Source organism: Acinetobacter sp. YH12117 (assembly GCF_013418865.1).
GTDB classification, from domain to species: Bacteria; Pseudomonadota; Gammaproteobacteria; order Pseudomonadales; family Moraxellaceae; genus Acinetobacter; species Acinetobacter indicus.
Map to the genome: position 1 here is coordinate 72,332 of NZ_VPBF01000001.1, position 21,356 is coordinate 93,687.

Annotated in this window: 15 protein-coding genes and 4 pseudogenes; 9 read left to right on the top strand and 10 right to left on the bottom strand. The window is 47.0% G+C overall.

The features are described from left to right. Nucleotides 1-51: 51 nt before the first annotated feature. Nucleotides 52-1,806, top strand: a complete 1,755-nt coding sequence (locus tag FTU55_RS00330) for a bifunctional protein-serine/threonine kinase/phosphatase (RefSeq protein WP_180045788.1) — start codon at nucleotides 52-54, stop codon at nucleotides 1,804-1,806. 541 nt (nucleotides 1,807-2,347) lie between these two features. On the opposite strand, the gene FTU55_RS00335 is transcribed toward FTU55_RS00330, so the two are convergent. The 5 genes and pseudogenes from FTU55_RS00335 to FTU55_RS00355 form a co-directional block, all read right to left on the bottom strand. Then, nucleotides 2,348-3,448 (bottom strand): ABC transporter permease, encoded by a 1,101-nt coding sequence (locus FTU55_RS00335; protein WP_127800767.1) that lies wholly within the window; start codon nucleotides 3,446-3,448, stop codon nucleotides 2,348-2,350. Continuing rightward, nucleotides 3,445-4,575: an ABC transporter permease gene (locus FTU55_RS00340; RefSeq protein ID WP_180045790.1), complete on the bottom strand. Its 1,131-nt coding sequence runs from the start codon at nucleotides 4,573-4,575 to the stop codon at nucleotides 3,445-3,447. Before FTU55_RS00340 ends, FTU55_RS00335 begins: the two co-directional genes overlap by 4 nt. After that, the gene (locus FTU55_RS00345; RefSeq protein ID WP_005177920.1) at nucleotides 4,575-5,705 is read right to left on the bottom strand and encodes an HlyD family secretion protein; all 1,131 of its coding nucleotides are present in this window, start codon (nucleotides 5,703-5,705) and stop codon (nucleotides 4,575-4,577) included. Before FTU55_RS00345 ends, FTU55_RS00340 begins: the two co-directional genes overlap by 1 nt. Nucleotides 5,706-5,716: 11 nt before the next feature. Then, a complete protein-coding gene (locus FTU55_RS00350) occupies nucleotides 5,717-7,198 on the bottom strand; it encodes a TolC family protein (RefSeq protein ID WP_180045792.1) in 1,482 nt (493 codons plus the stop codon). A gap of 171 nt (nucleotides 7,199-7,369) precedes the next feature. Beyond that, nucleotides 7,370-7,858 (bottom strand): annotated as a pseudogene (locus tag FTU55_RS00355) (IS3 family transposase); the annotation flags it as partial. Between the two features lie 27 nt (nucleotides 7,859-7,885). Here FTU55_RS00355 and FTU55_RS00360 point away from each other — a divergent pair. Next, nucleotides 7,886-8,370: pseudogene (locus FTU55_RS00360) on the top strand (IS3 family transposase); the annotation flags it as partial. 14 nt (nucleotides 8,371-8,384) lie between these two features. Here the strand turns inward: FTU55_RS00360 and FTU55_RS00365 are convergent. Then, a pseudogene (locus FTU55_RS00365) lies at nucleotides 8,385-8,483 on the bottom strand (IS1 family transposase); the annotation flags it as partial. A gap of 54 nt (nucleotides 8,484-8,537) precedes the next feature. On the opposite strand from FTU55_RS00365, the pseudogene FTU55_RS15275 reads away from it, so the two are divergent. Then, nucleotides 8,538-8,675: pseudogene (locus tag FTU55_RS15275) on the top strand (IS982 family transposase); the annotation flags it as partial. A 78-nt stretch (nucleotides 8,676-8,753) separates the two neighbouring features. Here FTU55_RS15275 and FTU55_RS00370 read toward each other — a convergent pair. Both FTU55_RS00370 and FTU55_RS00375 read right to left on the bottom strand, forming a co-directional pair. Next, nucleotides 8,754-9,362 carry a MarC family protein gene (locus FTU55_RS00370; RefSeq protein ID WP_005177911.1) on the bottom strand — a complete coding sequence of 203 codons (609 nt, stop codon included), beginning with the start codon at nucleotides 9,360-9,362 and terminating at the stop codon, nucleotides 8,754-8,756. A 12-nt stretch (nucleotides 9,363-9,374) separates the two neighbouring features. Further along, the gene (locus FTU55_RS00375) at nucleotides 9,375-11,411 is read right to left on the bottom strand and encodes a choline transporter (protein ID WP_180045794.1); all 2,037 of its coding nucleotides are present in this window, start codon (nucleotides 11,409-11,411) and stop codon (nucleotides 9,375-9,377) included. A 231-nt stretch (nucleotides 11,412-11,642) separates the two neighbouring features. Between FTU55_RS00375 and betI the strand changes: the two genes are divergently transcribed. From betI to FTU55_RS00395, 4 genes are all read left to right on the top strand, one after another. Beyond that, nucleotides 11,643-12,227, top strand: a complete 585-nt coding sequence (gene betI, locus FTU55_RS00380; RefSeq protein ID WP_168406553.1) for a transcriptional regulator BetI — start codon at nucleotides 11,643-11,645, stop codon at nucleotides 12,225-12,227. A gap of 17 nt (nucleotides 12,228-12,244) precedes the next feature. Then, nucleotides 12,245-13,720, top strand: a complete 1,476-nt coding sequence (gene betB / locus FTU55_RS00385) for a betaine-aldehyde dehydrogenase (RefSeq protein WP_180045796.1) — start codon at nucleotides 12,245-12,247, stop codon at nucleotides 13,718-13,720. A gap of 16 nt (nucleotides 13,721-13,736) precedes the next feature. Continuing rightward, entirely contained in the window at nucleotides 13,737-15,404 is a 1,668-nt protein-coding gene (gene betA / locus FTU55_RS00390; protein ID WP_127801582.1) for a choline dehydrogenase, read from the top strand. Between the two features lie 157 nt (nucleotides 15,405-15,561). Then, nucleotides 15,562-16,335 carry a hypothetical protein gene (locus FTU55_RS00395; RefSeq protein WP_152342388.1) on the top strand — a complete coding sequence of 258 codons (774 nt, stop codon included), beginning with the start codon at nucleotides 15,562-15,564 and terminating at the stop codon, nucleotides 16,333-16,335. 23 nt (nucleotides 16,336-16,358) lie between these two features. On the opposite strand, the gene FTU55_RS00400 is transcribed toward FTU55_RS00395, so the two are convergent. Both FTU55_RS00400 and FTU55_RS00405 read right to left on the bottom strand, forming a co-directional pair. Next, entirely contained in the window at nucleotides 16,359-17,750 is a 1,392-nt protein-coding gene (locus FTU55_RS00400) for an ATP-binding protein (protein WP_180045798.1), read from the bottom strand. 2 nt (nucleotides 17,751-17,752) lie between these two features. Next, the gene (locus FTU55_RS00405) at nucleotides 17,753-18,424 is read right to left on the bottom strand and encodes a response regulator transcription factor (RefSeq protein WP_171431915.1); all 672 of its coding nucleotides are present in this window, start codon (nucleotides 18,422-18,424) and stop codon (nucleotides 17,753-17,755) included. A 109-nt stretch (nucleotides 18,425-18,533) separates the two neighbouring features. On the opposite strand from FTU55_RS00405, the gene dsbD reads away from it, so the two are divergent. Then, entirely contained in the window at nucleotides 18,534-20,516 is a 1,983-nt protein-coding gene (gene dsbD / locus FTU55_RS00410) for a protein-disulfide reductase DsbD (protein WP_180045800.1), read from the top strand. Then, nucleotides 20,513-21,355: a TlpA disulfide reductase family protein gene (locus tag FTU55_RS00415; protein WP_180045802.1), complete on the top strand. Its 843-nt coding sequence runs from the start codon at nucleotides 20,513-20,515 to the stop codon at nucleotides 21,353-21,355. The genes dsbD and FTU55_RS00415 overlap by 4 nt, the downstream gene beginning before the upstream one ends. Nucleotide 21,356: the final 1 nt, after the last annotated feature.

Here is a 21,356-nt window from a genome sequence, read left to right on the forward strand (position 1 = left end):
ACAGGATGAATTCAGGAATCAGGGAAGATTCCAGCCAGTTGAGATCAGCGCATGTCCACTTTGCCATCTTCACACCAGACTTCACTTCAAATTCGGCTTGGGCAATATAGTGCTGCCGGCCGCAAAGAGAGCAATCAGGATTTTCATGGCGCGGCCGTTCCGGAGGGCTATCTGGCACAGCAAAAGGGCATTGCCTGCGCCATTGCCGATGGTATCAGCAGTAGCAATGTCAGTCATATCGCCAGTGAAACCGCAGTGTCCAGTTTTCTGGCCGATTACTTTTCGACGCCCGATTCCTGGAGCGTCAAAACTTCGGTCGACCGGGTGATTCGTGCCACCAATTCCTGGCTCTATGCTCAGACCCAGCAAAGTCAGGGCCGTGTCGATAAAGACCGCGGCTATGTCTGCACTTTTAGCGCGCTGGTATTCAAACATGAAACTGTACATCTGTTTCATATTGGTGATGCGCGTATTTACCGCTTGCGTGAGCAACAGCTGGAACAGCTCAGTGTTGACCATCGGGTCTGGTTATCTTCCCGGGAAAGCTATTTAAGCCGGGCTTTGGGCGTGGCGCAGAAAGTAGAGATGGATTATTTAAGTCTGCCGTTGGCACAGGATGATATTTTCCTGTTGATGACCGATGGTGTATATGAATATCTGTCGGACAGCCAAATTATCGAGGCACTTCACAGTCCCGAAACTTTAGATCTTGACCAGGTAGCAGAAACGCTGGTCCATCTGGCCGATGCGCAGGGCAGTCCTGATAATTTAACCCTGCAAATTGTGCAGGTACAGCAGCTGCCACAGCAGGCCCAGTCACAATTTCAGCCAAGTCACAACCAGCTAAGTCTGGCCCCGGATTTAAGCATAGGTCAGCAGTTTGAAGGCTACCGGATTCAAAATGTACTGCACCAGAACCATCGTAGCCGTTTATATCTGGCCTGGGATGAGACGCGGCAGCAGCAACTGGTCATTAAAATTCCGTCACTGGACTTAACTCAGGATGCACAAGCGCTGGAGCGTTTTCTACTGGAAGAGTGGGTAGCAAAACGGATTCAGCATCCACAGGTGTTAGCGGCCTATCCGCATCAGCGCAGTAAATCTTATTATTTTCAAACCTATGAATATTTATCTGGCCAGACCTTAAATACATGGTTGCATCAGCAACGCCAGCCGATTGCGCTTGAAACCGCCATCCAGATTACGGAACAGATCATTAAAGGCTTGCAGGCTTTTCACCGGCTGGACATGCTGCATCAGGATATTCGCCCTGAAAATATCATGCTGAATGCACAGTTAGAGCTAAAACTGATTGATTTTGGTGCGACCCTGGTCAAGGGGATTTCCGAATCACAGCCGCAACATGCCGCGGCTTTGGGCACCTTGGCCTTTATGGCGCCGGAATATTTTTGCTCGCGGCCGGTTTCCACCCGTTCAGACCAGTTTTCACTGGCCGTGGTACTGTATTATGTACTTAGCAAACAGTTACCCTATGGCACCGAACTGGCGCGTTGTCAGACGCTTAAACAGCTAAAAACGGTGCGTTATCATTCAATTTTAGAATATCGGCCAGATATTCCGGTGTGGGTTGATGGAGCCTTGCATAAGGCCTTGGCCCTGATGCCAAATGAACGTTATGAGGTATTGTCAGAATTTCTGTATGACCTTAAGCATCCTAACCGGTATTTTTTAAAGCCGGTTCATTCTTCCTTGCTGGATAAAAATCCTGTTAGATTCTGGCAGGCGGTTTCAGCTATGTTATTTTTATGCTTGCTGTTGTCTTTGGCGTTGATGTTTAGTGTTTAAATTAAATCAGTGATTTTTAAATGCTGGACTGATTATAAAATCAGAGCCACTTGGCTCAGCGATTGTCGTTTCAATACAGCCCCATTTTGATGATGAAATCCGCGCTTAAAATGTATTAATCCCAGCTCCCGAAGGAACTGGGATTACCTACAAAATTAAAGTGAAGAGTTATTCATAACGTCTTCAGGATTGGGTAAATGTGCCAGAAGCTTCGTTCTGATTCACCGGAATTACCTTACATATTTGGGTAATTCGTGTTAGCGGCAGTGTAAAACTGACCCCCTTGGTTAATATAGCGGTCATGGGGGAGATTAAGAACCACCACACCATGAGATCGTGACGGTACATTTGAGCCACATCTTACTAAAAAGAATCAGACCAGTATCACGCAAATAGATAGCCAGATTCTATTCCTATATTCGTGACTGGCGTTTAGCCATGAGCCGATTTATTATTGAATTCGGTGACCAGTGAAGCAATCACCTTTAAATTTATCAAAAGCAATTACATAAAATTATTTACAGGTTCAATAATATACAAGCTAGAAAGTTCCACAGTTTGAAATTAAACGTCGATAAGCCAAGAAAAAGCACAAGCTGCCGATCATTCCGAGATAAAGCAATTTAGGCAAGACTAGCTCTGTAGGTACACCCATCTGATTGAGTTGAATAAACATCTGCACAATTTGGGTGGAAGGCAGGATTTCGCCAACGACTTGCATCCAGATAGGCATTGCAGCATGCGGCCAGGCCGCACCAGATAAAAAGAACAGTGGAATGGAAGTGAATACAATTACATGACCCGCACGTTCCGGCAGATCTAGAAAACTGGCGAATAGGCAGGTCATGCCAATTATTGTATAGATAAAAACCGGAACAGCCAGTAGCATCCCGAACAGGTTGCCACCACGTGGATAATCAAATAGCCAGAAGCTAAAGCCGAATAAATAGAAACATCCCAGACAGCCAATAGTAAAGACCGCTAAACACATCCCAATCAATGCATTTGTGTTTAATTCTATTTTTCTTTCCCGATATACCAAAATCAGCATACTCAAACCCAGAAGAATAGTTTGGTGGATAATTAAAGGTGCAACCGCAGGAAAGACATAACTGCCATAGCCGGATAGCGGATTAAATAAAGGAATTTGATGCACAGAAAGGGCAGGTGAAAAGTCCGAGACCTCGCCAAAGCGTTCAGTATAGTCTGCCAAAGTTTGCTCAACCGATGTGGCTAAGCCCAGACCAATTTGTTTGGTCACTAAAAAGTTGGCTGTGCTTAAATACAGGCCAATGCCGCCTGTTTCACCATGCCTTAAGCTTTGCGATAAATTGTCCGGTAGCAGTAAAATGCCATCGGCTTTTTGAGATTCAACCCATTGTTTAGCTTCGGCAAAATTGCCGGTAATCGCCTCAATTTCCACATTGGGGCTTTGTGCCACCTGACCAATAATACGGGTGCTTAAGTTACTTTGTTCTTCATCGACAATAATAATCGGTAAGGCTTCAGCCTGCTGTGCCTGATAAGCGGTTGGATAAAAAAAGCTGTAAAATAAGACGGATAGAATCAGCGTGGTAAAGATCGCGCCGTGACTGACAATATCCTTGAAGCCTTGCAGATAGTAAAACCAGAGGGATTTCATTGGACTGCTCCTTTAGCTATTTTTTTAAGAAACAGATAAGCCAGCAGAGCGTAGACTAGGGCATAGATCAGCAGCATTAATCCAGCTTGCAGTGAAATATGCAATGGACTACCAATCACCCATTGTTCAGTTTGTAATTTGGCATAGGGCGTAAACGGAATAATATTGGACCAAAACTGGGTGAACAGGGGCGCATTATTTAAAGGGAGGGTCACACCTGCAAAACTCAAAGATGAACCACCATAGACCGCAATGATGCCAAAAGATTTACTTAAATCTTTGGTCGCCAGAACCACTGCACTGCTTAAAAATGTATAAGCGCTATATAGCAGAAATTGTGCCGATAGAATCAGAGCGAGCGAGCCGGCAACAAACCAGCCGCGAATTTCAATCAGCCAGAACATCCAGATCCAGGTCCATAGACTAAAAATAGCCACATAGACCAGGTTCTTAGACAGTAATGCCATCCAGATGGATGAGTTGCTAATCCAGCTTGTTAAGGTCTGCCGCTTCAGTTCCTGACCGACGGAAAATGCCATACAACAACACAGTAGTAAATGCAGAATTGCCGGAATGACATAGGGTTCCAGATAGAATTCATAATTCAGCTGCGGATTATACAGTGGCGATATTTTGATATGCGGTGACGGTGCTTCGAGAGAGGGCAGCCGGTTGCCCAGATATTGCTGTCCGCTAAATTCAGCCAGTGCTTGCAGGGTACTGACCAGCATGGCAGAGGAAATGGTATTTCCGATACTGAAATAACTCTGGTTAAAGGCAATACTGATGTCAGCATCCCGGGCACGAACCAGACGTTGCTCGGCACCGCTGGGAATATGGATATAACCCCAAATTTTATTTTGATTTAACAGGCGCTCAATTTCAGCTGTTTGTTCCGACACTGTAGCAATTTTAAGAGTATGATTCAGCGCCACATGCTGATAAATGCTTTGACTCAGCGCACTCTGGTCTTGATCAATAATCGCAATCGGTAAATGATCCGGTTTCCCTTGAGCAAACATGCTGCTGAATAAAATAATCACCAGTGCAGGTGCGAGCGTGACCAGACACAGATCCCATTTTTCGCGGAGCAGATAGCGCAGTTCGCGCCATATACCCGTCCACATTATCGGGTCTCTTTCAGTTTAAATAACACGCTCATCCCAACTTTCAGTTCAGGAATCGCTGGTGTGGGCACAAGATGCAGCTTAAAACTGCGCACATCATAACCGCCGGTTTGGCGTGTGGTCTTAATGGTGGCAAATTCACCTTCAGCACTGATCTGCTTGATTTTAAAAGTGGCGGTTTTATCTAGGGCGGGAATATAACCTTCAATACTGCTCATTTTCTGAAACGGGGCATATTGGTCTTCACGAATATTCAGGCTCACCCACATTTGATCTTCAATCAGGCTGACCACAGGGACTGCGGTGGCTACCAGCTCCGAGACTTTGCCATAGGTTTTAGACACCGTTCCGTTTACAGGTGCTACTAATTGGGTTTCTGCCTCTAATGCATTGGCTTCATCCAGCGCAGCCTGGGCAATATCTACTTGTGCATCGGCAGAACTCTTTTGCTGCGAGGTGCTGCCACGTTTGGCACGTGCGTATTGCTGATACGCTGCTTCTGTCATTTGTGCCGCTGATTGACTGGCTGCATACAATTCATCACGGCGCTGGCGTGAAATCACACCTTCCTTAAATAAATTTGCACCACGCTCATAAGAAACTTTGGCTAAATTTTGCTGTGCTTTCAGCGATTGCCAGTTGGCATACAGGCTGGCGATATTTTCTTCTTGCGAGCCACGTTCAGCAGTCGATTGTAAGGCCAGCGCAGATTGTAAAGCCGCTGCGGCTTGCTGTTTTTTGGCCTGAATTTCCGGGCTGTTTAAGCGCACCAGCACATCGCCTTTTTTGACTCGCTGACCTTCTTCTACATAAATTTCTTCAATACGGCTTGGCACTTTGGTCGCCACCTGAACTGTTTCAGCTTCTACACGACCCTGCAATTCAAGCGGAGCCGGTTGGTAGCTTTTCCATAATCCAAATGCGATGACTGCCAGCAGAACTGGAATCAGGGCGAGCAATAAATATTTTTTCTTTTTAGCGATTTCAGGAGCTTGTTGTTGCTCGGTCGAAGTCGTCGCGTTGTTTTCTATTTCAGTTTTTGTTTCTACCTGTTGCGCAGGCGATTTTTCTGTATCGCTGGATGAAGCCGCTTCATTCACAGGATCATTGGGTTTTTGATCTTCGTTCATGTTCGGCTCCATTAGCGAATATAGTGAGTGTTGGTATGTTGGATGTAGTTCGGAAATTCTGCAATCGAGCCATGGCTTTGTAATAGTGTGGCCAGTGACATCACATATTTGTAAGCATTCAAGGCAGTTTCGGCTCGTAGTCCGCTCAGCATATTTTGTGCATCGATGACCTGTATGGCGGTGCCCATATCTTCTTTAAAGGACAATTCTTGGATGCGTAAATTTTCCTGTGCGGCTTTCAAATTTTGTGCCAGAAGTGCATCACTTTGCTGTGCGCTGAGTGCTTCGCTATAAGATTTATAAATCAGATTTTCAATTTCCTGCTGGGTGCGTGCAGTGAGCAGTTCTGTGGCAGAGCGTTTGAGTTCGGCAGCCTGAATATTTTTGTTTTTATCGATCCCAGAAAACAGGTTATAGCGTGCGGCAACTCCGACAATCCAGTTTTCATTTTGATCCAGACTATATTCACCAAAAGCAAAAACATTCGGTTTTTTCGCTGCTTGCTGGGCTTTGACATTGGCTTGAGCTAATTGAGTATCCAGCTGCATTTTTTGAATCAGCGCAGAGTTCTGACTAAAGGTTTTCAGCAGATGATTTAAGGCCTGTGGCTCGGTTTTATTGACAAATAAAGGCGTCGAAAGTTCGGTGATGCTACTTTCCTGAAGCAGATTATTCAGCTGGAACAGGGCAGCATTCAAATTGGCCTGCGTATTTTGCTGGCTGCGCTCGGCATTATTACGTGCCACTTCAAATTGCATACGCTGGCCTTTACTGATAAAACCTTGCTGTTCCATTTTTAAGGCATTGCGATAATGCTGCTGCATGGCATTCAGATTAAACAGCGCAGCTGCATGCAATTGCTTTTGGAGCTGTACATTAAAATAACTTTGAATCAGTTCAAAACGCTGCGTATCTTGCTGCTGTTTGTTGCTGAGCTGACTACGACCGACCTGAATATTGGCAATTTCTTTGGCACTACGGGTGAGGCCTCCAGTATATATTGGCATAATCACGGAAACAGTGGGGCGAATCACCTGATCTTCAAGGATGACATTAGACGTATCCGGAATCAGACCAACTCCGCTATGAATAGTATTGTTAAGTCCATCACGCAGTGGATCGGTAATACCTGCAGGTAGATCCACGCCATTACTGGCCTCCCACTCATTAAGCCGGCCATTCACGCCTTGAGAGAGTGAATTCTCCAGATTATTTTTAAATTGCTTTAATGGAATATCGACTTCACTGTGAAAGGCATAGGCACGAACATTCAGGTCGACTCGTGGCAGACCTATACCTTTCACTGCTTCAGCTTCAAGTTTTGAAGCCTGTTCCAGACTTTGATAGGCTTGGCTGCTATAAGAATTTTGCAACAACTGACGTTCAGCATCCTGAAAGCTGATGCTCTGTGCATGAGCAAAGCTGCCATACATCATAGATGCAAGCAGATTTAAACCCCAGACAAGCTGTCTTTTATTTTTCTTTAAGTTCATAAAGTCGCTAAACTGATTTAAAGCCGGTAATGTTATCCCGCTAGTATAAATCAAAGGTCCGCAGATAGAACTAGTGTAAAGTTATAGTATTGTTTCTTTTACATCTGTATGGCTTTGTTGCACAAGCCTATCTGAACCGTACCGGGTTTGTCGGAGACTTTTTTATTTAAGTTAGGCCACCTGACCTAACGGGTTAATCTTATCATAGTACATTGCTTCAAACTCAAAAGGCGATACATAACCCAGTGCACTGTGTACACGCTTTTTATTGAACCAATCTACCCAGTTTAGTGTCGCAAGTTGTACATCTGCTAAACCTTGCCAATCTGCTTTTAAATATTCAATCACCTCTGTTTTGTATAAGCCATTCACCGTTTCAGCCAGAGCATTATCGTATGAATCACCAGTTGTACCGACTGATGCTCGTAAATTTGCAGCTTCTAAACGATTGGTATAGCGAATAGAAAGATATTGAACACCTCTATCTGAATGATGAATCACATTCTTTGGCATGCCTCGATCGTGCAAGGCTTGCTCTAATGCATCGAGCACCATATCTGTATTCATCCGTGTAGATACTTTCCATCCAACAATTGCTCGTGAGAACACATCAATAATAAAGGCGGTATAGACCCAGCCTGAATTTGTTTGAATATAGGGGTGAGTAGACCAAAGGAATCTCACCCTTATATCCGCACTTATGAAGGGTGGCTATATCTCGCAGTTGTGATTGACCTGTTTTCACGTCTTGTTGTTGGCTGGTCTATGAAATCCAGAATCACGGCAGATCTGGTTTTAGATGCGTTATTGATGGCTTTGTGGCGAAGAAACCCAAAGAACAAAGTCCTAATCCATTCTGACCAAGGCAGCCAATACACCAGTCATGAATGGCAGACATTTCTCAAGCATCATAATCTTGAAAGTAGTATGAGTCGTCGACTTGCGCAGTACACTGCTCATGCTATGACAATGCTGTTGCAGAAAGCTTCTTCCAGCTATTAAAGCGGGAACGAATTAAAAAGAAAATCTATGCGACCAGGACTGAAGCAAGGTCGGATATCTTTGAATATATTGAGATGTTCTATAATTCAAAACGCAGATATGGTTCCAATGGTCAGCGTTCTCCATTAGATTATGAAAAGGCCCATCAAAAGATGATTATGTGTGTCTAGAATTTTGGTGGCTATTCACATTGATAGTTTTGCTTGCCATATAGTTTGAGGCCATTTTTCTTTATACTGTCACTTAGACAGGTTGGACATTTGATTTCTAGTGTTATTTGCATCTCACTATCTTATCAAAAGCCAACCTGTTTTTTTCAGCATACTTTTTGAAACACCACCAAAAAACCAGGTTGAAAAAGTCAGCTTTAAGCTTGTCTGAAGAAATGACCATTGTCATTTTATTTCATCAATCCGGTTTTAGATTCTTCAAATATTTTTATTGCCAAATGATCGTTCCATTCTGGAAATCTGCTTTATTGTTTGAACCCCAATAAGCCAACTTTCCAAAATATGCTAAAAGGCTAAGTGGATTTCATCGAACTCAGGTTATTTTAGCTCTGCATAATTCCGCTGACACCGGTCACAATCATATCAATGGCAATGGTCCCAATCAGCAAGGCAGCCAGACGCCCGACAATATCGACATACAAATCAATATAATTGGAATGTTTATGCTGCAAATGATCATGCGCATATTTCATTAAAATAAGCAGGCTACAGGTCAGAAATAGCGTCACAAAAATCACCAGCACCAGTTGCCACAGGCTTAGCTGAATTCCGGTAATGACCGCGGCGCTGATGGTTCCCGGGCCAATCATAAACGGCATGGCAATGGTGCCGGCCAAATGATGTGGCGCACCGCGCATCACCCCAATGGTATCGGCGCCTTCAAACACATAGCGATAACCAATCACCAGAAAAATAATCCCGCCAAAAATCTGGAAAGATTCAAAACGGACATGCAGGACATCATGAAAAAAGGCTTCACCGGTTTTGGCGAAAATAATAAACACCACAAAGCTGATTAGACTGCCCTGAATCAGGGCGCGATTAAACACTCGGGCCTCGGAATTACGGATAATGCCGAGCATATAAATACTCATTAAAAACGGGTTTAATAATGAGAAAAACAGTGCAAAGGCGTGAAGCGATTCAGACATCCTACAGATTCCTTATTGATCCGGGTCTGGAAAGAGCGGGCGCTTGCCTGGACTAATCCGGTTGATGTGCAAGAACATCAAATGGCGCTCGTATTTATCCAGAATGTCGTTAATGACCTGTTCCTTGCTATAACCCACCAGATCATTGCCTTGCGAGCCTTCAAACAGATAGGTTTCCAGACGGTAATAGTATTTCTTGGTGCGTTTGCCGCGTGAACTGAAGTTGGGTGTGTCATAACGGATTGGCCAGATCTGGTAAACGAAGTTTTCTTCTTCATCCAGCTGAATGGTTAAATCCAGATGTGACAGTTCCGGTTCATCATCCAGGGCTTTTTCCGCCAGATCGACCTGAATGCCTTTGTTGATGAATTCTGTGGCCACCGCATGCATTGCCGGTTTACAGACCTCTTCCAGCATTTGCTGGGTTTGCGATAAATTGGCATGCAGCATTACCCGGCTGAGGCGTTTTTTCCAGTTAAAGATGTCGACATTGCCGACCACGGGTGCCGCATTCATGCTGGTACTGGCCTGACGGAAATCTTCCAGTCTTAATGACTTGTACAGACCCGCCATCACAAAGAAAATCACAAAGCTAAAAGGCAGCCCCATAATAATGGTGGTGTTTTGCAGTGCAGTCACGCCATTGGCCATCAGCATGGCCAAAGTCAGTAAACCAATCGCCAGTGCCCAGAAGACACTTAACCAGCGCGGCGAATCATGTTCAATATTGCTAAATTTGGTGGTGAAATTCCCCAGTACCAGTGCGCCTGAATCGGCAGAAGTCACATAAAACAGCAAACCGGTAATGGTAGCGACGCCGGCCAGAAATGGGAACCACGGATATTGGGCAAGCAGGTCATAGAAACCATGTGCCGGATTGGCCAATACGGTGGTGGCCAGCTGGGTATTGCCATCAAAAATTACGCTGTGCAGGGCGCTATTTCCAAAAATTGACAGCCAGGTCAGGGTAAACAGCAGGGGAATAATTAAGGTACCGGCCACAAATTCACGGATGGTTCGGCCACGGGAAATTCGCGCCAGGAACAGGCCGACAAATGGCGACCAGGCAATCCACCAGGCCCAGAAAAACAGGGTCCAGCTGTTCATCCATTCTTTCGGTTGCTGAAACGGAAAACTGGTTAAGGACAGTTGCGGGAACTGGCTAATATAGTCGCCAAAGTTCTGGATTAACGCTGCCAGTAAAAACTCGGTATTGCCCATCACCAGAATAAACAGCAGCAGACCAATCGACACATAAATATTGACTTCAGACAGAATCCGGAGGCCTTTATTTACCCCAGAAGCCACTGAAATTGCAGTAATAATGACTGCAACGGCAATCAGCGCCGACTGGATCAGCAGGTTTTCTGGCACATCAAACAGTACATGCAGGCCGTAGTTGAGCTGAACCACACCAATCCCGCAGGTGGTGGCAATACCAAAAATGGTGCCCAAAACGGCCGCGGTATCAACACTATGTCCAATCCAGCCATTAACACGCTTGCCAAAAATCGGATAAAGCGCCGAGCGGATGGTTAGCGGCAGGTTATAACGATAACTAAAATAACCCAAAGCCACGCCAACCAAGGCATACATGCTCCAGCCAGTTAATCCATAGTGGAACAGGGTCCAGACCATTGACTGGCGCGCAGCCTCAAAAGTCTGGCCTTCGCCGACAGGCGGATTCATATAGTGAGACAGCGGTTCGGCCACCGAGAAGAACATCAGGTCAATCCCGATTCCGGCCGAGAACAGCATTGCCGACCAGCTCAGCAGGCTAAATTCCGGCTTGGAATGTTTGGGACCTAATTTGATGTCGCCATAACGCGACAGGGCAATAAACAGTACAAAGACCAGATATAAGGTGGCCGCCAGCAGGTAATACCAGCTAAAGGTCCGGCTGACCCAGTTCAAGATTTGGGTAATGAGCTGATTCGCCTGGTCATTAAATAAAATCGTAACCAGCGAAAACAGCAGGATGAGTGTTGCCGAAAGAAAAAAGACAACTTTGTTCAGACTATCGGTCGTCTGTTCAGTTTTCTTTTGCATAAATCTGTGACCATATTTTTTTAATTCGGATCTACAGCGCAGTGTGTTTTGGCTTAACCAGACTCTATAGGCATGGTTCTCATTACAAACATTTGCAAATGAAAAACAAACTGAGCTGTACATCAGGAAGCAGACGGGACTATAATTTATTTTAATTGAACGTTCAATTAAAATAACGTTTTTATATGTTACCTTGTCTTGTGCATGATTTTTATTAGTCAGGTCGATCTTATGCCTAAAGTTGGTATGCAACCGATTCGTCGTCAACAGCTGATTGATGCCACCTTATCTGCCATTAATGAACTGGGTTTTGCTGAAGCATCTATCAGCCAGATTGCCCAGCGGGCAGGTGTGTCTACAGGCATCATCAGTCATTATTTTCAGGGCAAGCATGGCCTGATTGAAGCGACCATGCGTTATTTGCTGCAACAGCTGGGCGATGCCATTTCGGCCAGTTTAAATACCGCAGAAAACACGCCGGAGCAGCGCCTGATTGCAATTGTGCGTGCCAATTTCTCGGCCGAACAGACTGACAAAGCGGCCATGAAAACTTGGCTGGCATTCTGGGCCAACAGTATGCATCAACCTGACTTGCATCGTTTGCAGCAGGTTAACCATTACCGCCTGCATTCCAATATCAAGCATGAGTTTGCCAAACAGCTGGACCGCGATCAGGCCGAACGCGCCGCACAGGGTCTGGCCGCACTGATTGACGGTTTCTGGTTACGCGGTTCCTTAATGACCACTGAACTGGATGCCGATTTACCTATTCAGATTTGTGCCGACTATATCCGTCAGCAACTCAATATTCATTAAATTACGAGGAGAACCGATTGATGCAATTCAATACACAACGACCTTATATTCACGGTCAGTTTGTCGATGCTTCATCCTCTGAAACATTCCAAAGTATTAATCCGGCCAATGCTGAGGTGTTGGCCACCATTCAGGCATGTAACCAGGCCGATGTTGATCGGGCAGTACAGTCTGCCAAACAGGGACAAAAAGTCTGGGCAGTCATGACCGCCATGCAGCGTTCCCGCATTTTAAATCAGGCCGTAGCCATTTTACGGGCACGCAATGATGAGCTGGCGGAAATTGAAAGCCTGGACAGTGGCAAGCCTTTAAGTGAAACCCGGAGCGTTGATATTGTAACCGGGGCCGATGTGCTGGAATATTATGCCGGCATTTTACCAGCACTCGAAGGCCAGCAAATTCCGTTAAGAGAAAGTTCTTTTATTTATACCCGCCGTGAACCGCTTGGTGTGGTGGCCGGTATTGGCGCCTGGAATTATCCAATCCAGATTGCGTTATGGAAATCTGCACCGGCCTTGGCCGCAGGCAATGCCATGGTGTTTAAAGCCAGTGAAATTACCCCACTGACCGCGTTAAAACTGGCCGAAATTTATAGTGAAGCCGGAGTACCAGACGGCGTCTTTAATGTGGTGACCGGTGGTGGCGATGTGGGTAGCTACCTCACTGAGCATCCAGAGATTGCCAAAGTATCCTTTACCGGCGGTGTGAGTACCGGTAAAAAAGTAATGGCACAGGCGGCGGCGTCCAGCTTAAAAGAAGTCACCATGGAACTTGGTGGAAAATCACCGTTAATTATCTGTGAAGATGCCGATCTGGATCTGGCTGCCGATATTGCCATGATGGCCAATTTCTACAGTTCTGGACAGGTGTGTACCAATGGAACCCGGGTGTTCATTCCTAGTGCATTAAAAGCCGCTTTTGAAGAAAAGATTCTGCAGCGCATTCCCTATGTGCGCATGGGTCAGCCTTTAGACCCGAACACTAATTTCGGGCCACTATCCAGCTTTGCCCATATGGAAAAAGTATTGCATTACATTGAGCTGGGCAAACAGCAGGGCGCTCGTCTGTTAACAGGCGGGCAGCGCGCAGCGGCAGCTGAATTTGCACACGGGGCTTTTGTCGAACCCACAGTATTTACTGATTGTCATGATGAAATGTGCATTGTTCAGGAAGAAATTTTTGGCCCGGTTATGAGTATTTTAAGTTATGACAGCGAAGATGAAGTAATCCGCAGAGCCAATGCCACCACCTATGGTCTGGCTGCTGGTGTGGTCAGTCCGGATTTAAGCCGTGCCCATCGCATTATTCATCAGATTGAGGCGGGGATTTGCTGGCTGAATACCTGGGGCGAATCTCCGGCAGAAATGCCGGTTGGTGGCTATAAACAGTCCGGTGTTGGCCGTGAAAATGGTCTGGTGACCTTACAGCACTATACCCAGACCAAATCGGTTCAGGTGGAACTGAGTCCTTTCCAATCTGTATTTTCAGCTTAAGGGAGGATCATGCTGCATGAATTATGACTATATTATTATTGGCGCAGGTTCTGCCGGGAATGTGCTGGCGGCTCGATTAACCGAAGATCCGGACACGACGGTGTTGCTCCTGGAAGCAGGTGGGCCGGACTACCGGCTGGATTTTCGTACCCAGATGCCTGCCGCGCTGGCTTATCCCTTACAGGGCCGGCGTTATAACTGGGCCTATCTGACCGATCCGGAACCGTATATGAATAACCGCCGTATGGAATGTGGTCGCGGTAAAGGCTTGGGCGGTTCCTCCCTGATTAACGGCATGTGTTATATCCGCGGCAATGCGATGGATCTGGAACAATGGGCCAGTTTGAAAGGACTGGAACATTGGAGCTATGCCGACTGCCTGCCTTATTATAAAAAGGCCGAAACCCGTGATATTGGCGGCAATGACTATCATGGCGACAGTGGTCCGGTACAGGTCGCCACCCCGAAAGCCGGAAATAACGAGCTGTTTCATGCCATGGTCGATGCTGCGGTACAGGCTGGCTATCCACGTACCGATGATTTAAATGGCTATCAGCAGGAAGGATTTGGCCCGATGGACCGTACCGTAACCCCACAGGGACGCCGTTCCAGCACGGCGCGTGGTTATCTGGATATGGCCAGACAGCGCCCGAATTTAACCATTCGCACCCATGCCATGACCAATAAAATTCTATTTCATGGCAAGCAGGCGGTGGGAGTCGAATATTTTCAGGGACAAAGTACCGCGCAGCCACTCCAAGTCTTTGCTGAAAAAGAAGTGCTGCTCTGTGGGGGTGCCATTGCTTCCCCGCAAATTCTGCAGCGTTCCGGTGTCGGTAATGCCCAGCATCTAAAAAGCCTGGAGATTCCGGTGGTTCATGATTTACCGGGCGTGGGCGAAAACCTGCAAGATCATCTGGAAATGTATTTACAGTATCAGTGCAAAAAACCGGTCAGCTTATATCCAGCCTTAAAATGGTATAACCAGCCAAAAATTGGCGCAGAATGGCTGTTTTTAGGTCAGGGTGTGGGTGCCAGTAACCAGTTTGAAGCCGGTGGCTTTATCCGCACCTCCGATGAGTTTGCCTGGCCGAATATCCAGTATCACTTTTTACCGGTCGCCATTAACTACAATGGCAGTAATGCCATTCAGCAGCATGGTTTTCAGGCGCATGTCGGTTCCATGCGCTCTCCATCCCGCGGTCGGGTCAAACTGCGCTCCAAAGATCCGTTTCAGCATCCAAGTATCCTGTTCAATTATATGAGTACCGAACAGGACTGGCGCGAGTTCCGTGATGCCATCCGCATTACCCGGGACATCATGCATCAACCGGCTTTAGATGCCTATCGCGGCGAAGAAATCAGCCCGGGCAAACAGGTACAAAGTGATGCCGAGCTGGACGAATTTATCCGTAACCACGCTGAAACTGCGTTCCATCCATCTTGCAGCTGCAAAATGGGTGAAGATGATATGGCCGTGGTCGATGGCTACGGGCGGGTACATGGACTGCAAAACCTGCGAGTGATTGATGCTTCCATCATGCCGCTGATTATTACCGGCAACCTGAATGCCACCACCATTATGATGGCCGAAAAACTGGCCGATCATATTCGTGCCAAACCGGCGCTGGCCAAATCTACGGCGCCATTTTACCGGGCCAATACGCCAGTCCGGTCAATCTAGCCGCAACAGAACGCTTTGATCTCTTAGATCATTTTGATGTGCATTTTTATACACATCCTTTTTCTTAGTTAAAACCAGATACCCAACCATCCGCACAGCTCACGGTCCGATGGTTGGCTGGGATTTTTTACATTTAATCAGGTTAAATTTTAAAACAATGATTCCATTTACAAGAACGGTGGTCGCCGCCGGGTGTCTGTCATGTATCAGCATGTCCAGCTGGGCCAATGATGCATCGTCTTCCTCTATTGATGTGTCTGGTCAGCTGACCGCAGTATCTAAATATGTGTCGCGCGGTCTGACCAATGCACCAGAAAATGAAGACCTGGCTTTGCAGGCCTCTTTAACCCTGGGTTACGGAAATTTTTATGCTGCTTATTGGGGCAGTACACTGGGTTATTCATACCGCGATTTACAACAAGGCCGGCAATACAGCACCGATAAAATGGAACATGATTTTATTGTCGGGCATGTGTCAGATTTTAAAGGCCTCACTTGGGATCTGTGGAATGCGACCTATTATTATCCGGGTGGGGACAGCACCACCTCCAATGAACTGGGCCTGCGTGTCAGTAAAAACCTGAATGAGCAAGCTACACTAACCTTCGGCGTGTCGACCTATTTATATGATGTGGTGTATATGAATCAGGGTGATACCTATGTCAGCCTGAACTATGCCCATCAGCTCAGCGACAAATTAACTGGAAATCTGGCCGTTGCCGGTTCCTATTTTAATGACTCCGGCAAATATGAAGGCCAGGAATTTTTAGATACCCAGACCGATACTGCTTTTCGTTTTGCCTCGGTCGGGCTGGATTATGCAGTTGCGCCGAATGTGAATGTCTTTTCCGACTTCATTCTGGGTGGCTATGACCGCAGTAAAATCAAACAGAAAAATCAGGCGGTTTGGGGCCTAAGATATAGCTTCTAATCTAGTCCCCAAGCATCAACCCTTTAATTGAGCGTGGAAGAGGGCTGCTCCGGCCGAATGCGAATGCTTAAACCCTGAGGCGGGTTCAGGCTTAAATCCATCTGGTAGTGATGATGCTGGAGCAGCGCTTTGACCAAAGCCAGCCCTAAACCATGTCCCTGTTGCTGGGCAGATTTACGCCAGAAGCGCAGGGTCATCTGGGTCAGTTCAGCGGCAGTCAGCCCCTGACCATCATCTTGTACCAGCAGTTGCTGATTATGCATGGTAATTGCAATTCGGCTTAAGCCTTGGGCATGTAGCAGGGCATTTTCCAGCAGATTTTTCAGAATCGTCTGCAAGCTCAGCGGTGGTAGTTGCAGGGTCTGCAGACTTTCCCAATCGACCTGCAAGATAGTGTTTAAATGTGGATAAACCAGACTTAATTCTTCCATCACTTGCCTCAAAACTGGTGCGACTTCGGTGGTTTCCGAATCTGGGGCGGCTTGCGCAGCGTCATGATCGGTCTGGCTCAGTAATAACAACTGTTCCAGCAACTGCTGATAGCGCCAGATACTGTTTTCGGCCTGTTTCAGGTTTTCAATCAGCTTGCTGGCCTGCGCCGGATTCTGTTCAACCATCATCCGGCTGAGTTGTACATGAGTTTTAATTGCGGTTAAAGGGCTACGCAGTTCATGCGCGGCATAGGCGGTAAACAGTTTTTCATTTTCCAGACTATGGTGCAGGTTCTGAATCAGCTGATTGGAATTATCGACAAAGGGCTGGACTTCTTTGGGAATTTTACGCGCATCTAGATGTTGCAGATAATGCGCCGCATCTGACAGCGAATGCTGTTTATCTGCCAGTTGCTGGGCCATATCATCTAAAGGGCGGAATTCTTTACGCAGAATATGAATCACCAGCGCCATACAGATCAGTAGCGATAACACCAGCGGAATCAGCACCGATTGCAGAATCTGTTGCAATAACGACGCTCTAAGCACCAGCCGTTCTGCGGCCACCACCTGAATATCACCTTTACGCAGCACATAACTGCGCCATTCCACACCATTTTCCTGCCAGGTACTAAAGCCCGGTTGCTGTCCGGTTAGCTGCGCCGGCGCACCGCGGGTGCGAGCCACCACATACGGCCCCAAGGTAATATCCGAGCTAAACACCGACACCTCACAGGCAATCAGGTTTTGCGCATGATACTGTTCGGCCACCTGTTTTAAGGAATCGGGATTAATTTCCTGGAGCGGCAAATGCTGAATCAGCCGCGCCACCATTTGTGCAGAGGCAAACAGGCGCTGATCCAGCGTATCTTGCAGCCGCTGCTGCAAATCATAATATAGCCAGCAAAACACCAGACTCCACAGGCTAAGAAACACCACCATAAACATGCTAACCAGCCGCCATTTTAAACTGTAGTTCTGCATATTCAGCTCTCGGTTTCCGGCACTTTAAACATATAGCCCACACCACGAATGGTCTGAATCAGCTGCGGCTCTAGTTTCTGGCGTAAATGATAAATATGCACATTCAGCGCGTTGCTCTCGATACTGTCCTGATAGCCATACAGTTTATCGAGCAGCTGTTCATTTTTTAAAATCTGGTTGGGATGGCTCATCAGGGTTTCCAGCAGGCTGTATTCACGCCGTGACAGAGTCACCGGCTGCTGCTGGAACGTCACTTCCTGGGTATCGCGGTTTAACTGCAAATCGCCCAGTTGTAACAGATTGGAAGAAAAACCTCGATTACGCCGTGCCAGCGCATGAATACGGGCAATCAGCTCATCCAGTTCAAAGGGTTTGGTCAGGTAGTCATCGGCCCCCAGATTTAAGGCTTCTACACATTGCCGGGTTTGATGCCGGGCAGTTAGAACCAGTACCGGCAGATGAATTTTATCCTGACGCCACTGCTGCAGCAGTTCCAGACCATCCTGATCGGGCAGGCCCAAATCCAGCAGGCACAGGTCGACCGCACTTTGCCGGATAAAATAATCGGCAGCACGCGCAGTGGCCACATGCTCGACTGAAATATTTAAATAGTCCAGCGCTGAACAGATACTTTGGGCAATATAAGGATCATCTTCGACCAGAACCACAAACATAGTTACTCTCCACCTGAAATCCTATTTTATAAATAATGAGCTATGTTAATGTTCTCTTAATTTAATCTTTTTAATAATGAATCGGGTTTTCTACAGAAAAATGGACGTCATGATTACGCGTGTAAGTGCTTTGCTTGTGGTTCTTTGTGCATTCTGGCCAGTCTGGTCACAGGCGCAGGAGTTCTTGCCATCCGATCAGGCGTTTCAGTTTCAGGCGCGTTCTATTAGCGATGATCAGGCGGAACTGCGCTGGACCATCGCCGAAGATTATTATTTATATCATGATCAGCTACAGGTGCGTAGCGATGCTGGTGCGCTAAAATTACAGCTGCCGGTGCCGGAAGATAAGAACGATCCGACCTTTGGCCAGACCAAGGTGCATTATCATCAGGTCAAGACCACGATTACGGTCGCGCCAAACCAGCAATTTAAAATTCAGTGGCAGGGCTGTGCCGAAAGCGGTTTATGTTATCCGGTGCAACGCGCCACCATTCAGACCGATGCGCAAGGCTTGTTGCCCCAGTCAGATGCGCCTTCAAGCGAACGGCGTTTATTAAGTGCCGCCAAACCGGTCGCGCTGGATGCACCGGCTAAAATTGAAGCGGCACCAAGTAAACCTGAAAAAACAGTACTGACAACTACATCTGCTGCCGCCGAAGAAGCAGTCATTGAAAATGAGTCGATTGCCGCAGTAGAGAATACAGAGCCGACAAAACTCACTGATGCTGTCGCGGCTTCAGAAATTTCAGTCGTAGCGTCTAATCCGGTGCCGGCCAGTGAAATCGCAGGCGAGACACAAACGGCAGCCGCCGCGTCATTACAATCTGAATGGAACAACGACCAGTATTTTTTCAATTTACTCTCGGAACATCATTTATTTTTTAATCTGCTGATTTTTTTAGGTTTTGGTATTTTACTGGCCTTTTTACCTTGTTCTTTGCCACTGATTCCAATTTTGTCTGGCATTCTGGTACAGCGTCATCGTGGTTATCGTGCTGCGTTGATTGCGCTGGCTTTCGTACTGGGTATGGCCGCAGTGTATGCGGTGATGGGACTGGCGGTTGCACAACTGGGCTATAGTTTCCAGCGCTGGTTCCAAAGCCCGATCTTTATTGGCATCTTTGCGGTGCTATTTATCTTGTTTGCCTTGAACCTGTTTGGGGTGTATCAGCTGTCCTTACCACAAGGTTTATTACAACGACTGGACCGATGGCAGCAAAAACAGCAGGGCGGTACGCTGGTGGGTGCTGCGTTAATGGGGATGATTTCCGCGCTGATTGTAGGTCCGTGTATGAGCGCGCCTTTGGCTGGTGCTTTGCTGTTCGTATCGCAGTTGGATCAGCCGGTACTCGGCGCGACCTATCTGTTTGTACTGGGTCTGGGCCTCGGGATTCCTTTATTTATTGCCGCTGTATTTGGCGCCAAATATTTACCGAAACCAGGTTTGTGGATGGACCGGTTGAAATTCAGTTTCGGCTTTTTAATGCTGGCGCTGGCGGTTTATTTCGCCCGCCCATTGCTGCCGACTGTGGCCTATTTCCTGTTGATGGGCATTATTTTCCTGGCACTGGCGATTTACTGCTTCGATTTAATCCGCAGACATCTGCAAGGGAAAATTTCGCGTGTTGGCGTTATTGTGCTGGCGCTGGCCATGACCGCTATTGGTATTTGGCATATTCAACATGGCCTTCAGCAGATGGGTGCAGTCCATGCCCAACAAACACTCAGCTGGCAAAAGGTGCATACCCAGCAGGAACTGGCACAGCTGCTACAGCAAAACAGTGGACGCAGTATCGTGATTGATGTCTATGCCGACTGGTGTGTGGGCTGTCAACCGGTAGAAAATGAAGTCCTGCCCCGTACCGATGTACAGGCCGCCTTGCAGGATGTGGTACGGATTAAACTGGATTTAACCGAGTATCATCCATCTCAAGATGAATTACTGCGTGACTGGCAGATTCTTGGTCCACCGACCATGATTTTCCTGGACAGTCAGCAGCAGGAACAGCGTACTTTACGTTTAACTGGTACCTTTAGCGCGACCCAACTTATTCAGCGCTTACAGCAACTTCAGCAGGCAAAAACACCATGATGGTTTCTGCAACGGCGCTGCATATAGGCCCACTGATGTTGCCGTGGCAGATTGTGCTGCTGCTCACCGGATTAGTGCTGGTGTATGGGACAGGGCGATATTTCAGACAGAAACAGCAATGGCCTGAACCTAGCTGGCGCATCTTTAGTGACAGCTTGTGGACGTCATTCTGGGTGGGATTAATTGCCGCACGACTGGTTTTTGTGCTGATGCATGCCGATCATTATCTGGCGACACCACTGGATATAATCAAGATTCAGGACAAAGGCTTTCATTTTTATGGTGGATTGATTGCCGGCATTGGGTGGTTTTTATGGAAAAACCGGGCATTGGCCAATCTGCCTAAAGCGATATTGATCGCGCTATTTGTTGCGATCCAGCTTTGTCTGAACTGGGGTATTCAATCAGTCTTGCCACAGCAGAATCAGTATCCTGACCTGCAATTTCAAAATTTACAGCAGCAACAGGTGCCGCTACAGCACTGGGTTGGCAAACCGACCGTCATCAACCTGTGGGCCAGCTGGTGTCCGCCGTGTCACCGGGAAATGCCGGTTTTACATCAGGCCCAGCAGGATTATCCGGACATTCATTTTGTAATGCTGAATCAGGGCGAAACGACTGACACCGTACAGGATTATCTGCGTCAGCATGGTTTTAATTTCCAGCATGTCCTGTTTGATCCTCAAGGTGACATGGCCACCCAGATGAATATGTATGGCTTGCCAAGCACCTTGTTCTTTAATGCGCAAGGACAGCTCGTGCATCGGCATATGGGAGAACTGACCCAGCCGATGCTGCGTCGCTATATCAATGATCTTTCTGCTCCATCTTCAAAATAAC

Bases quoted from the DNA above. Each gene is read 5' to 3' on its own strand.
- FTU55_RS00405 (WP_171431915.1), bottom strand. From the start codon at position 18,424: ATGTTTGTGGTTCTGGTCGAAGATGATCCTTATATTGCCCAAAGTATC.
- FTU55_RS00395 (WP_152342388.1), top strand. From the start codon at position 15,562: ATGATTCCATTTACAAGAACGGTGGTCGCCGCCGGGTGTCTGTCATGT.
- FTU55_RS00340 (WP_180045790.1), bottom strand. From the start codon at position 4,575: ATGTGGACGGGTATATGGCGCGAACTGCGCTATCTGCTCCGCGAAAAA.
- FTU55_RS00400 (WP_180045798.1), bottom strand. From the start codon at position 17,750: ATGCAGAACTACAGTTTAAAATGGCGGCTGGTTAGCATGTTTATGGTG.
- FTU55_RS00350 (WP_180045792.1), bottom strand. From the start codon at position 7,198: ATGAACTTAAAGAAAAATAAAAGACAGCTTGTCTGGGGTTTAAATCTG.
- FTU55_RS00375 (WP_180045794.1), bottom strand. From the start codon at position 11,411: ATGCAAAAGAAAACTGAACAGACGACCGATAGTCTGAACAAAGTTGTC.
- FTU55_RS00370 (WP_005177911.1), bottom strand. From the start codon at position 9,362: ATGTCTGAATCGCTTCACGCCTTTGCACTGTTTTTCTCATTATTAAAC.
- FTU55_RS00330 (WP_180045788.1), top strand. From the start codon at position 52: ATGTCCACTTTGCCATCTTCACACCAGACTTCACTTCAAATTCGGCTT.
- FTU55_RS00335 (WP_127800767.1), bottom strand. From the start codon at position 3,448: ATGAAATCCCTCTGGTTTTACTATCTGCAAGGCTTCAAGGATATTGTC.
- betI (WP_168406553.1), top strand. From the start codon at position 11,643: ATGCCTAAAGTTGGTATGCAACCGATTCGTCGTCAACAGCTGATTGAT.
- dsbD (WP_180045800.1), top strand. From the start codon at position 18,534: ATGATTACGCGTGTAAGTGCTTTGCTTGTGGTTCTTTGTGCATTCTGG.
- betA (WP_127801582.1), top strand. From the start codon at position 13,737: ATGAATTATGACTATATTATTATTGGCGCAGGTTCTGCCGGGAATGTG.
- FTU55_RS00345 (WP_005177920.1), bottom strand. From the start codon at position 5,705: ATGAACGAAGATCAAAAACCCAATGATCCTGTGAATGAAGCGGCTTCA.
- FTU55_RS00415 (WP_180045802.1), top strand. From the start codon at position 20,513: ATGATGGTTTCTGCAACGGCGCTGCATATAGGCCCACTGATGTTGCCG.